General features: G+C 52.2%; 11 protein-coding genes and 1 pseudogene. 9 read left to right on the top strand and 3 right to left on the bottom strand.

What is annotated here, in order from left to right; translation table 11 throughout:
* Window position 1 precedes the first annotated feature (1 nt).
* Window positions 2–607, top strand: coding sequence for a class II aldolase/adducin family protein (locus tag FGS84_RS11700; protein ID WP_138308450.1), 606 nt, complete (start codon window positions 2–4; stop codon window positions 605–607).
* Between the two features lie 22 nt (window positions 608–629).
* On the opposite strand, the pseudogene FGS84_RS31810 reads toward FGS84_RS11700, so the two are convergent.
* Window positions 630–800, bottom strand: a pseudogene (locus tag FGS84_RS31810) (diguanylate cyclase); the annotation flags it as partial.
* Between the two features lie 285 nt (window positions 801–1,085).
* Between FGS84_RS31810 and FGS84_RS11690 the strand changes: the two are divergent.
* A complete protein-coding gene (locus tag FGS84_RS11690) occupies window positions 1,086–3,926 on the top strand; it encodes a transporter substrate-binding domain-containing protein (protein WP_138308448.1) in 2,841 nt (946 codons plus the stop codon).
* Here the strand turns inward: FGS84_RS11690 and FGS84_RS11685 are convergent.
* Window positions 3,903–4,916 (bottom strand): choloylglycine hydrolase family protein, encoded by a 1,014-nt coding sequence (locus tag FGS84_RS11685; protein ID WP_138308447.1) that lies wholly within the window; start codon window positions 4,914–4,916, stop codon window positions 3,903–3,905. The two genes, FGS84_RS11690 and FGS84_RS11685, sit on opposite strands and share 24 nt — an antisense overlap.
* A gap of 215 nt (window positions 4,917–5,131) precedes the next feature.
* Window positions 5,132–5,899, bottom strand: a complete 768-nt coding sequence (locus FGS84_RS11680) for an IclR family transcriptional regulator (protein WP_138308445.1) — start codon at window positions 5,897–5,899, stop codon at window positions 5,132–5,134.
* A 278-nt stretch (window positions 5,900–6,177) separates the two neighbouring features.
* On the opposite strand from FGS84_RS11680, the gene FGS84_RS11675 reads away from it, so the two are divergent.
* Genes FGS84_RS11675 through FGS84_RS11645 form a run of 7 tightly spaced genes read left to right on the top strand, consistent with a single transcriptional unit; the run spans window position 6,178 to window position 12,518 of the window.
* The gene (locus tag FGS84_RS11675) at window positions 6,178–6,732 is read left to right on the top strand and encodes a 2-oxoacid:acceptor oxidoreductase family protein (protein ID WP_138308444.1); all 555 of its coding nucleotides are present in this window, start codon (window positions 6,178–6,180) and stop codon (window positions 6,730–6,732) included.
* Complete coding sequence (locus FGS84_RS11670) at window positions 6,686–6,991, top strand: 4Fe-4S binding protein (protein WP_138308442.1); 306 nt, start codon at window positions 6,686–6,688, stop codon at window positions 6,989–6,991. Before FGS84_RS11675 ends, FGS84_RS11670 begins: the two co-directional genes overlap by 47 nt.
* Entirely contained in the window at window positions 6,991–8,187 is a 1,197-nt protein-coding gene (gene porA, locus FGS84_RS11665) for a pyruvate ferredoxin oxidoreductase (RefSeq protein WP_138308440.1), read from the top strand. Before FGS84_RS11670 ends, porA begins: the two co-directional genes overlap by 1 nt.
* Window positions 8,184–9,050 carry a thiamine pyrophosphate-dependent enzyme gene (locus FGS84_RS11660; RefSeq protein ID WP_138308439.1) on the top strand — a complete coding sequence of 289 codons (867 nt, stop codon included), beginning with the start codon at window positions 8,184–8,186 and terminating at the stop codon, window positions 9,048–9,050. The genes porA and FGS84_RS11660 overlap by 4 nt, the downstream gene beginning before the upstream one ends.
* A gap of 40 nt (window positions 9,051–9,090) precedes the next feature.
* On the top strand, window positions 9,091–10,488 hold the full coding sequence (locus FGS84_RS11655) for an SLC13 family permease (RefSeq protein WP_227147270.1): 1,398 nt from the start codon (window positions 9,091–9,093) through the stop codon (window positions 10,486–10,488).
* Between the two features lie 24 nt (window positions 10,489–10,512).
* On the top strand, window positions 10,513–11,586 hold the full coding sequence (gene buk, locus FGS84_RS11650; RefSeq protein ID WP_138308437.1) for a butyrate kinase: 1,074 nt from the start codon (window positions 10,513–10,515) through the stop codon (window positions 11,584–11,586).
* Between the two features lie 29 nt (window positions 11,587–11,615).
* Window positions 11,616–12,518: a phosphate acyltransferase gene (locus tag FGS84_RS11645; protein ID WP_138308435.1), complete on the top strand. Its 903-nt coding sequence runs from the start codon at window positions 11,616–11,618 to the stop codon at window positions 12,516–12,518.
* The last annotated feature ends 14 nt before the right edge of the window (window positions 12,519–12,532 follow it).

Below are 12,532 nucleotides of genomic sequence, written 5' to 3'. Positions count from 1 at the left end.
GATGGACAAGGAATTAGGGCAGAATTTATTAGAGCAGAAATTAAAGGACGCGGTCTGGATTGGAAGAAGCCTGTTTGAACGGAACAAGACAGCCGGTTCATCGGCCAATATGAGTTTTATTCATGATGGAAGAATGTATATCAGCCGGAGCGGAAGCTGCTTTGGGAACATGAAGGAGGATGATTTCGCTGTTATGGATATGGACGGCACCTGTCTGAGCCGGAACAAGCCCAGCAAGGAGTGGCCCCTGCATCTGAAGGTATACCGGAAAAAACCGGAAACAGGCGCTGTCCTGCATACCCACGGCACCTATGGAGTGCTGTGGAGTTTTGTGCCTGCCTTGGACGAGACGGATGCAATCCCGGACCATACCCCATATCTGAAGATGAAGCTGGGAAGGGTGGGTCTGATACCCTATGAGAAACCAGGCTCCCAGGCGCTGTTTGACGCCTTTGAACAGCGCGTAATGGACAGTGACGGCTATCTTCTGAAACAGCACGGGGCAGTGGTGCCGGGAAAAAGTCTGATGGACGCCTTTTACTGCCTGGAAGAACTGGAGGAAAGCGCCAGGATTGCCTGGATGCTGAGGGCGGCAGGGGTGAGGTAAGCGCCGGGACTGCCTTGATTCGTTTTGCTGTTTCCCTTAACACGGCGTCGCCGCAGGCGTGCCCCTGGGTGTCATTGACGGGTTTGAACTTGTCCAGGTCAATATAGAAGACGGCAAAGGTAAAATACTGGTCACGGCAGCGTATATCCATGTATTCCTTCAACCGCCTGCGGTTAAACAACCCGGTCGGCATATCTGTCTCCTGTCAAATATAATCATACTGCCATTGTACCAAATTCCGGACATATTTTCTATATCATACCTTTAAATCAGGCGGCCCCGTCAAGGGGCCGTATTGTTTCTCCCAGCCGGTCCGGTTACACACTAGCTTCATTTGATGGCCTTTCCGGGTCATATGTACTTTAGGGATAGCAAGTCAGGCAAATACGTGATAAAATAAATAACAGCAGGCTTTTGACTTAACCATGGCTGTGTAACACAGCAGAAACCGGACAGGACGGAAAAAAGGAGCTCTGATATGAGAAAATCAATACAGGCAAAAAAGAGGATGGCGGGAGTGGCAGGTGTCCTGGTCTTTTTATGCTTGTTTTTTGTGCTTTCATGCAGCGATGCGCAGGCAGGTATCAGGAACGAAGATAAGGCGCAGGAAGGGGATAAGGTGCTCAGGGTGGCATTCCCGCCTGTGGAGGGAATGTCGGAGACAGACGGGAACGGGACCAGACACGGTATAGTGGTGGACTATCTGAATGAAATAGCAAAGTATACAGGCTGGCAGTACGAGTATATTGATACAACTGCGGAGGCCATGATTCCGGATTTTCTGGACGGGAAATACGACCTGATGGGCGGGACTTATTACCAGCCGGAGTTTGAACAGTATTTCGCCTATCCGGATTACAATACAGGCTACAGCAAAACCGTACTTCTGGCCCGCAGGGATGATGAGAGCATCAAGACTTATGACTGGAAGAGCATGGACGGCAAGACCATAGGCGTATATGAACAGGCTGTGGAGAATACGCGCAGGCTACAGGAATTCCTGGATTTTAACGGGATGGACTGCACCCTCAGATACCTTTCCAAGGAACAGCTGACAGATGGAAATCTTTATCTGCATCTGGCCAATAAGGAAGTGGACATGCTTCTGGGAAATAACTCAGATACAGCGGGACCCTTCCGGGTGGTTGCGGAATTTGACTCCCAGCCATATTATATTGTGACCACTCCGGGGAACCAGGAAATCCTGGATGGCATGAATATGGCTATGAGCAAGATTGTTGACTCCAATCCTAATTTTGCAGAGGAACGGTATAATGCCAATTTTCCGGACAGCGGCATTGAGAGTATTTACCTGAACGAGGAGGAACGGGCATATATCAGCGGAAAGCAGTGTGTGTCGGTTGCAGTGGTCAGGGACTGGCATCCCCTGTTCTGTCTGGAAACAGAAAGTGATATGCACAACGGACTGATTCCGGACGTGCTGGAGATTGTCACTGACTTTTCAGGGCTGGAATTCAGCTACGTATATACAGACACCTATGAGGAAGCCCTGGAGCTGGTACGGCAGGGCAGGGCGGATGTGCTGGGGGCATTCCTGGGTTCCGAGGAGGACGGGGCGGACATGCGGCTGGCTCTTACCAAGGCCTATGCATCCATGAGCGATATCATTGTCAGAAACAAGGGCGTCAGCTATCCTTCGGAGGGCCTGGTGGGGGCTATCATCGAAGGGCGCCGTCTGCCAAAAGGGTTAAAGGCGGATGAGGTCAGATATTTCCCCAATGTCAAGGCGGCGCTGAGGGCAGTAAACAATGGGGAGGTAGACTTTTTTTATGGGATATCCACCAAGATTGAGCACGAAATGCAGGCCAGCCACTATCCTAATGTGGTGCCAAATACACTGATTAACGACAGGAATGATATCTGCTTTGCAGTTACCAGACCGGTTGACGGCGAGCTGCTCCCTATCCTGAATAAGTCCATCAACAGTCTGAGCAGTGAGCAGAAAACAGCATTGACCAACCAGAACATGATAACCATTGGATCCAGCTCCGCTACCATCGTGAAGATGATATATGCGAACCCGGTGATGTTTGTGTCTGTTACGGTGTGCATTTTCCTGATAGTGATGGTCCTGGTAATGGCAGCTGCCCGTTCCAGGGTCCGTGCCGCCAGGATGCAGAGCAGCCTGGAACGGGCAGAGGCGGCCAGCCGGGCCAAGGGCGAATTCCTGTCCAGGATGAGCCATGAGATACGTACGCCCATGAACGCTATTGTGGGGCTCAGCGATTTGACCTCAATGATGGAGGATGTGCCGGAGCCGGTAAGGGAGAACCTGAAGAAAATCAGGTCCTCCTCCCAGTACCTCCTGCGGCTGATTAGCGATATACTGGATATGAGCCGCATCGAGAGCGGCAAAATGACAGTGGCACACGAAGCCTTTTCCATGAAGGATACCATGGATGAGCTGGAGGGGATGATGACGGCAGAGGCTGTACGCCGGGGCCTGGAGTTTACAGTGGAAATGGATGTGGGAGACCATACCCTTATGGGGGATTCTATCCGTCTTCAGCAGGTCCTGACCAATCTGGCTTCCAATGCCTTTAAGTTTACACCGGCCGGCGGCAGCATCCGCATGCGGGTGACCCGGACCAGCTGCACGGACCGGCAGGTGACCTATAAGTTTCAGGTAATCGACAATGGCGTAGGTATATCTGAGGAGAACCAGAAACGCATATTCGGAGCCTTTGAGCAGGTAGGCCCCAATTACTCCAAGAGCCAGGGAACCGGACTGGGACTGGCTATCAGTAAGACCATTGTAGGGCTGATGGGAGGAGAGCTGAAGCTTAAGAGCGAGCCCGGTTATGGCAGTGAATTTTATTTTTCAGTTGTATTTCCCGTAGCAGGTCCGGATGCAAAAGACGGTCTGAAGCTGAAACAGGAGAAACGTCTGACAGACAGGTCAGCCGGCAGCCTGGAACACATGAACATCCTGCTGGCTGAGGATAATGACCTGAACGCGGAGATAGCCAGTGAGCTTCTGAAGATGAAGGGGGCCGCTGTGTGCAGGGCGGAGAATGGCAGACGGGCCGTGGAACTGTTTGCAGAGAGCAGCCCCGGGGTCTATCAGGCCATACTTATGGATATTCAGATGCCTGAAATGAACGGGCTGGAAGCCTGCCGCGCCATCCGGGGGATGCAGAGACAGGACGCTGCATCCATTCCCATTATTGCCATGACCGCTAATTCCTTTAAGGAGGATGCGGATGCGGCAGCAGAGGCAGGTATGGACGGCTTTGTGACCAAGCCCGTGGATGTGGAATATCTTTACCAGGTGCTAGAAGGCGCCCTGAAACGCTGACAAAGGGCGGAAGGCGGCAGGCTGATTGAGGACTGCCAGCGATTTTATGCCGCTGTCCGTATCCGGGATGCCGGGCAGTGATGCACAGGTGATGCAGGAGCCGCTGTAGGTCCGGTAGAAGTATTCTTTGGAGGACAGGTTGATAAAGGCTGTGTACTGGGTGTAATCCGGGGTATCCCGGTCCGTGACAACAGGTCCCTTTGGAATGCTGACGCTTTCCATTATATGGAAACAGGCCGTGACTGCCTCCTCCCGGTCCGCAGGAACAGGCGTATGGGTTTTTAAGAAAGCAGTCCTGACGAACCTGGATGGAGGAGAGTAATCCCCAGGCAGGCCAATGCTTCCTCCGCCCTGTCCAAAGGGGGACAATTCCAGGCTGCCCCAGGTCTGTGTCTGCTTCTGCACAGGGGATGCATTCATGTAATTGCGCAGGTTGGCAAGGTGCCACTGAAAGTCGGGGCTGTTGGAAAGGACGCCTATGGGATTATCCATGAGATGGAGGCCGTCTGCCGTCTTTTCTATGACCATGGATTTGCCGGTCCTGTCCGCTATCAGCCAGTGAAGAGGTGCAATGGTTCCGGTTACAGAGTCCTCAGTGCCCACGATTTGGATGGTGCGCAGCAGGGAGGCTACCTCCTCCACGGATGGGCTCAGGCCCAGGAGGAAGCCGGCCAGCTCCAGGGCAGAGATGGGTGGCCTGGACCGGTCTTTCAGATTCGGGGCGTCATACCGTGCATAACCCGGAAAGTAGAGCACAGCAGCTCCAAAGCCCATCTCATTGACTCCGTCTGTAAAGATGACAGGGGATATATCCTGTCCAATTCCCATGAAACGGTAACGGTTGCGGACCTGATGGGTGTTCAGGATGTTATTCCACTGATAGCCTTTGGGAACCACATACAATTCAGGTTCAAGAGGATAGGAAAAATCCATGGTCCGGCCAAAGTAAATATCCCCCTGGGCTGTCTGTGTGACGATAGCTGTGCACATGGGTGAAAACCTCCTTCATACGAAGTTTATAGAAGCTATGGTTATATATATTCCCTTTGGAGGAGGAACATTCCCGCCAAAGGTTTTTTGGTTTGGCGGATAGAAACCAAAACCATAAAACGGAACAGACAAAAACCACAGAATGAAGCACCCCCGGAACAGGCAGGGAATCCATTTCCCTTCCCGTTCCGGGGGTGTTTTTTGTTTGGAATCTGTTAATAACCCAGTTTTTTCCCAATCTTCAGTGCTGTATCCTTTACCAGGGCAACGTAGCGGTCCCGGTTCAGTTCCATGCGCGTGGTGGGACCTGAAATACTGATGGCCGCAATAGCCTGCCCCATGCTGACAACAGGGGCGGCGTAGCAGGTAAGCCCTGTCTCGGATTCCTCCTCGTCGCAGGCATAGCCCTGGGCGCGAATCTGAGGTATCAGCCGTTCCAGCTGTGAACGGGAGGGAATGGAGTTGGGGGTCTGCATGGTGAAGGGCGCTTGTTCCATGTAGGTGCCTATGACCTCCGGCGAGGAGTAGGCCAGCAGGGCCTTCCCGGTGGCCGTCATATGGGCTGTGCGGGTAAATCCCACCATGGACTGCATGCTTATGGTAGCAGTGCCGATTACCTTGTCTACAAAGATGATTTCCGTATCTGAATGCCAGGTGACCAGATGGGCTGTCTCTCCGGAAAGGGCTGACAGCTCCATCAGGAAAGGATGTATCAGCTCAATCAGTTCGGAGCGTTTGGTGACAATGGTTCCGATGCGGGCGAACTTGAAGCTTAAATGATACTTGGAATTCCTGTCCTTTGACACATAGCCTTTGTGCTGCAGCGTGTACAGCAGGCGGAAAACCGTACTTTTTCCAAGATTCATATAAGCGGCCAGCTCGGCCAGCCCTAAATTGTCGTGTTCACAAAGCACATCTATGATTGCCAGTGCATTATTCACGGATTGCAGAAGGTATTTATCATCTGAGGTTTGTTCGGACATAAAATTTCCCTCCTTATAATTTGTATTTTTATTCTATCATAGATTCCTGAAAAAAGATATGTTTCATATAAAGAAACTATAATTCATATAATAAAACAAAATTCACAAAAATCTTAGCTGATAACCAGGTAAATGTAAGGCTTATTTGTGAAAAACAATGAAAAATATGAAACTAATTGATTTGATATTTACAAATAGGATAAAAAGTTCTATAATCCATTTAGTTCATATAAAGAAACTATATTTCATATAGAGAAACGATGAAGGAGGAATTCAGAATGAAGAGGTTAAAATTCTATGGACTGGGCGGCCAGGGCGTTGTAACTGCCGGAAAAGTCCTGTCTTCAGCAGTGTCCCTGCATGAAGACAAGTATGCCATCACGGTTCCGGCATACGGCCATGAGCGGAGAGGGGCCCCGGTATTCACCGATGTGGTCATGGACGAAAAGCCTGTGCTGGTGAATTGTTTTGTGTATACACCCGATATCGTGGTGGTGATGGACGAGACAATCATCCAAAAGCATGTGGATGTGGCCCAGGGTATTACGGATGACACCGTTCTGGTGCTCAACGCATCCAGCGAGGCTGTTGCAAGAAAGTACCAGGAGGCGTTTTCCTTTAAAACCATTTATTATGTCAACGCGACCCAGGTGGCATTGGACAATATTGGAAAGGGGATTCCCAACGGTTCCACCCTGGGGGCGCTGGCAAAGACCGGTGTGGTATCCATTGAATCTGTTGAGAAGGCATTGATTGAATTTTTTGGAGAGAAGGCAGGTGCGAAGAATGCAAAAGCAGCAAGAGACAGCTACAACCAGACAAGACAGATGTAACGTACAGGGGCCATGCGCCTACATATTTGACTCCGGCAACACGGGAAGCTGGAGACTGGAACGGCCAAAGGTGGACTACGATGCCTGCATTAAGTGCGGCACCTGCGCCATGTACTGTCCGGCCAATGTAATCACTGTGGACAAAGAAAAAAAGGAATGTATCGAAATCATGTGGGATTACTGTAAGGGGTGCGGAATCTGCGCCAATGAATGTCCCAGACATTGCATTACCATGATAGATGAGAGGAGTGTGGAATAATGGCTCATTACAAGATGTTGGATGGAAACGGGGCGGCAGTGGAAGCCATCAGGATGGCAAAGGTAAAGGTAGTCTCCGCCTACCCCATAACCCCTCAGAGCACCATTGCGGAAAAACTGTCTGAACTCTGTGACAGCGGGGAACTGGACGCAAAGTACATACGGGTGGAATCAGAGCACACAGCCATGAGCTGCGCCCTGGGAGCCCAGCTTACAGGAATCCGGTGCGCCACAGCAACTGCTTCCGTGGGGCTGGCCCTGATGCATGAGGTGCTGAATGTGGTTTCCGGCTGCCGCGTACCCATTGTGATGCCCGTGGTGAACCGTTCCCTGGCATCCCCCTGGAGCCTTTGGTGCGACCATCAGGACTCCATGGCTGAGAGGGACAGCGGATGGATTCAGCTGTACTGCGAGAATGTCCAGGATGTCTACGACACAATGATTATGGCCTACCGCATTGCGGAGGATGACCGGGTGCTGACGCCTGCCATGGTCTGTCTGGACGGATTTTTCCTTTCCCATTCCATGCAGAAGCTGGTGGTGCCGGAGCAGGAGGAAATCGACGCATTTGTAGGTGAATACGGTAAGAAGAACATGTATCTGGACCCTGCCAATCCTCTGGTCATCGACAACCTGACCGGCTCCAATGAGATTACCGAGATGAAGTACCAGCAGTCCAGGGGATTTGTGAATGCAGAGACTGTAATGGAAGAAGTGTTTGAGGAATTTGCGGCAAAATTCGGCCGCAGGAAATCCACGGTGGAAGGCTACAATATGGAGGACGCAGAGGCTGTGATTGTATGTCTGGGCTCCATGGCCGGAACAGCAAAATACATATCCGATAAACTGCGGGCCGAAGGCAGGAAGGTGGGCGTGGTGAAGGTGGTATCCTTCCGGCCGTTCCCTTACAGGAAACTGAGAAGCGTTATCGGAGACATTAAAAAGGTGGCTGTCCTGGACCGCACCACGGGATTTGGCGGACAGGGTACGCCCCTGTGGACAGAGACAAAGTCAGCCCTGCCTGGAGACTGTCTGGTCAAGGATTACATTGCAGGCCTGGCAGGCAGGGACATCAGCCTGGATACCATAACCAGGGTATACCAGGACATACTGGAAGGAGAGCCGTCAGAGGAGCCCGTCTGGATTGACTGTGACACGGAGCATGCAATGGGAATCAGGGAGGTGCGTAAAGCATGATAGATATAAGGACAGAATCAAAGGGATATGTGGCCCACGGCGTAAGCGCCTGCGCGGGCTGTGGTATGGAACTGATTATCCGCAATGTGCTGGATGTGCTGGGGCAGGACACCACCCTGGTCATTCCGCCGGGATGTTCCGCCTTATTCTGCGGATTTGGCTGCGAGACAGGAATCAAGGTGTCTGCCTTCCAGGGAAATCTGGAAAATTCGGCAGCCATTGCCACCGGTATACGGGCCGGATATGAGGTACAGGGAAACAACCACTCCCATGTGGTGGCATTTGCAGGCGACGGCGGGACCCTGGATATCGGACTGCAGTCCCTGTCCGGCATGATGGAGCGCGGGGAGGATGTGCTCTATATCTGCTATGACAACGAGGCATACATGAACACCGGAATCCAGGGCAGTTCCGCCACGCCTGTGGGGGCCTGGACCACCACCACTCCCGGAGGAAAGAGCGTATGTAAGAAGGATTTACTGGGAATCGCCATGGCCCACGGTATTCCTTACTGCGCATCCGCCAGCATTGCCAACATACCGGACCTGCGCAAAAAAGTGCAGAAGGCAAAGGACATCAGGGGGCCGCGCCTGCTTCATATCTTTTGTCCGTGTCCAACCGGATGGGGCTATGAACCGGCCAAGAGCGTGGAGGTGGCCCGGATGGCAGTCCAGACAGGAGCATGGGTGCTCTATGAATGTGAGGACGGCAAGGTGCGGGTGACTGTGAAACCCAAGGAGTTAAAGCCTCTGGGTGAATACCTGAAGCTGCAGAAGCGTTTTAAGGGTATCACAGAGGAAGAGGTAAAGATATTCCAGGATTACATAACAGCAAACTATCAGAAACGGCTGGGAGCAGAATAAGAGAGGGCGCCCGCCCACAGGGCGCCGTAAGGGGGTAGCTATGGAACAAAAAAACGGGGTTAGAAAATATGTCTGGATGATAATTACGATTTTACTCTATGTGGTCTGCAGCAGGATGACCCCTCCCGAGGGATTGAGCGTGGAAGGGTGGAGGGCCATTGTGCTGATGGTGTGCGCCATCATTACCTGGGTCACTGAATTCATACCCATTGGCATATCATCCTGTTTGCTGCTGTTTATACCCGGACTGACCGGGGTACAGACCACGAATGTGATAATGCAGAATTTTGGAATCACCACCATCTTCTTTATGCTGTCCTCAGGCATCATTGCCAGGGCATTCATTGACTGCGGTCTGGGATACAGGATATCCCTGTATATCACCCCCATGCTGGGGAAGAAGAGCAGGATGGTGCTGTTAAGCTTCATGATATGCTCAGCAGTCATATCCACGGTGCTGGCGGATATCCCCACCACCATTATCCTCAGCGGAATCGGATACACCCTGTTAAAGGAAAACGGCTGTCTGCCCGGCAAGTCCAGATTCGGACGCAGCATGATGATGGGAATTCCCATTGCAGCCTGCCTGGGCGGGTTTGCCACGCCTGTTGGCAGCGGCATCAATGTGCTGTGCATCAACCTGTTAAAGAACATAGCGGGCCAGGATGTGACCTTTTTGCAGTGGACGCTGATTGGCGCACCACTGGCAGTGGTGCTGACCCTGCTGGCCTGGTTCATCCTCAGCGTGCTGGTGAAGCCGGAGATTGATGAGGTACAGGGACTGGATAATGTGAAGGAGAAGCGGAAAGAGCTGGGAAGCCTGACCCGCGATGAGATGAAGTTCTCCGTCATATTCGGCATTACCCTGCTGCTGTGGCTTACCCAGACATGGACAAAGCTGGATTTGACCCTGATATCACTGACCTGTTCTGCCGTATTCTTCCTTCCGAAGGTGGATTTAATGGACTGGAAGAAGGCAGTGGACGCCACCGGATGGGCCGGCCTTCTGATTGTAGGCGCTTCCAATGCCCTTGCCATGATTTTGAGCCAGCAGGGCAGCGCCGAGTGGATTAGCAACCAGTTCCTGGGAGGACTGGTGGGAAGCTCCATGCTGGTAATCATGCTGGTGGTGACTGCTTTTGGCCTGTTCATCCATTTCCTGGTACCGGTAGGCAATGCGGTGCTGGCTGTATGTGTGCCCCTGATTGTGATTCTTGCGGAGAAGGCGGGAATCAATCCCATGTATCTGGTACTGATTCTGGGCTACACATCCAAGTGCATTTTCCTTCTGCCTCTGGACCCTATACCCATGGCCACCTACGACTACGGCTATTGGAGGCTGGGCCAGATGACAAAGGTGGGATTTGTCATAGCAGTGCTGTGGATTCCCATTATGGTTGCCTTCATGTACGCAGCCATAGGGCTTCACATTATTTAGGAAGAACAGGAGAGACAGAACTATATGAAGGTGTATAAGATTGCTGCAATCAATCTTGGCTCCACATCCACCAAGATTGCCTACTATGAAAATGAGAACTGCGTGTTCAAGGACAGCATTGTCCATCCTGCCAGGGAGCTGGAAGGATTTTCAACCATATGGGAACAGTCTGAATTCAGGAAACAGGCCATTGAAGGCTATCTGAAGGAAAAAGGAATTCTCATATCCGGACTTGACGCGGTGGTTACCAGAGGCGGACACACAGAGCCCATAGTGGGCGGTGTGTACCGCATCACCAAAAAGATGCTGGAACAGTCCGCCAGTGAGAAATATGGGAATCACGCCACGGACCTGGGCCTTAAGCTGGCGTATGAGTTTTCCGGACAGGGACCCCAGGCATTTACCGTGGACCCTCCTACCACAGACGAATTTGAACCCCTGGCCCGCTACAGCGGACTGCCCCAGATTAAGCGCCGCAGCAGTTTCCATGTGCTGAACCACAGGGCTGCGGGCAGGCAGTATGCAAAGGATGCAGGAAAGGACTATAAAGACCTGAACCTGGTGGTTATCCACATGGGGGGAGGCATCAGCATTGCGGCACATAAAAAGGGCAGGCTGGTGGATGCCAACAATGCCATAGACGGGGACGGACCCTTTTCCACCAACCGGTGCTGCTCGGTGCCCATTGGAGATTTGATTAAAATGTGTTATTCTGGAACATATACATATACCGAAATCCGCAGGCTTATCAACGGAAACGCAGGTCTTATGGCATATGTAGGCGAAAATGACGTAAAGACCGTGGAAGAGAGGGCGGCAGCAGGGGACCAGGCCTGCGGTGAGGTGCTGGACGCCATGTGCTACCAGATTGCCAAGGAAATCGGGGCGGCAGCCACCGTACTCATGGGCCGGGTGGATGCCATTGTGTTCACCGGCGGCATTGCCCACTCCAGGCGGATTGTGGAGAGCGTATCGCGCAGGGTATCCTTCATTGCCCCCATTGCGGTTTATCCGGGGGAATATGAGATGCAGTCCCTGGGACTGAACACACTGGCAGCCCTGCGGGGGGAAGAAGAGATAAAGGAACTGAAGGATTGACCGGGTTGACGACAGGGAGGAGACACAATATGTTTCATAATTTCCAGGAAATGGAAGATTATATTAGGAGCCGGACTATCAGGAAACGCCTGGTATTGGCCAACGCCCATGACGATGATGTGCTGGAGGCTGTTGTCACAGCCAGGAGAAAGGGAGTCATAGAGCCCATCCTCATTGGTCTGGAAGACAGAATCAGGGAACTGCTGGCCGGCATGGGAGAGAAGGCTGAGGATTACCACATCATACCCTGCGGGGACGAGCGGGAGGCTGCCAGGATGGCCTGCAGAATGGTTAAGGACAAAGAAGCAGATATTCCCATGAAGGGTCTTATGCAGACAGCCAGCTTCATGCGGGCCATACTGGACAAGGAAGCATATGGGTTTGTGCCGGAGGGAGGCCAGCTGAGCCAGGCCACGGTAATGGAATACCAGGGCCGTCTGATGATTGCCACGGACTGTGCGGTAAATGTGGCGCCGGATTACAGCGAAAAGGTAAAAATTATCAATAATGCGGTAAAGCTGGCCGGAAAGCTGGGAATCCAGTGTCCAAAGGTGGCTGTAATCACCCCGGTGGAGGTGGTGAATCCCAAGATGCAGTCCACCATAGACGCAGCCATGCTGAGTATGGCTGCCCGGAGGGGCCAGATTAAAAACTGTCTGGTGGACGGTCCATTGGCCCTGGATAATGCCCTTTCAGCGGATGCGGCCAGACACAAGGGCATCACCAGCCAGGTGGCCGGACAGCCGGATATCCTGCTGATGCCGGATTTATGTGCAGGCAATATATTTACGAAATCCCTGACCTATTTTGCCCATATGGTATCCTCCGGCACCCTGAACGGCACCACAGTGCCTGTGGTTATGACCAGCAGGACGGATACGCCTGAGGATAAGTACGATTCCATTTTAACGGCCATCGTACAGGGATTATAAAGAAGTAAAAAAGA

Source organism: Clostridium sp. 1001271st1 H5 (assembly GCF_005845215.1).
Lineage (GTDB): Bacteria > Bacillota > Clostridia > Lachnospirales > Lachnospiraceae > Enterocloster.
This window is presented reverse-complemented; position numbering and strand designations above follow the sequence as displayed.

Bases quoted from the DNA above. Each gene is read 5' to 3' on its own strand.
- FGS84_RS11675 (WP_138308444.1), top strand. From the start codon at position 6,178: ATGAAGAGGTTAAAATTCTATGGACTGGGCGGCCAGGGCGTTGTAACT.
- FGS84_RS11670 (WP_138308442.1), top strand. From the start codon at position 6,686: ATGCAAAAGCAGCAAGAGACAGCTACAACCAGACAAGACAGATGTAAC.
- FGS84_RS11655 (WP_227147270.1), top strand. From the start codon at position 9,091: ATGGAACAAAAAAACGGGGTTAGAAAATATGTCTGGATGATAATTACG.
- porA (WP_138308440.1), top strand. From the start codon at position 6,991: ATGGCTCATTACAAGATGTTGGATGGAAACGGGGCGGCAGTGGAAGCC.
- FGS84_RS11690 (WP_138308448.1), top strand. From the start codon at position 1,086: ATGAGAAAATCAATACAGGCAAAAAAGAGGATGGCGGGAGTGGCAGGT.
- FGS84_RS11685 (WP_138308447.1), bottom strand. From the start codon at position 4,916: ATGTGCACAGCTATCGTCACACAGACAGCCCAGGGGGATATTTACTTT.
- buk (WP_138308437.1), top strand. From the start codon at position 10,513: ATGAAGGTGTATAAGATTGCTGCAATCAATCTTGGCTCCACATCCACC.
- FGS84_RS11700 (WP_138308450.1), top strand. From the start codon at position 2: ATGGACAAGGAATTAGGGCAGAATTTATTAGAGCAGAAATTAAAGGAC.
- FGS84_RS11645 (WP_138308435.1), top strand. From the start codon at position 11,616: ATGTTTCATAATTTCCAGGAAATGGAAGATTATATTAGGAGCCGGACT.
- FGS84_RS11680 (WP_138308445.1), bottom strand. From the start codon at position 5,899: ATGTCCGAACAAACCTCAGATGATAAATACCTTCTGCAATCCGTGAAT.
- FGS84_RS11660 (WP_138308439.1), top strand. From the start codon at position 8,184: ATGATAGATATAAGGACAGAATCAAAGGGATATGTGGCCCACGGCGTA.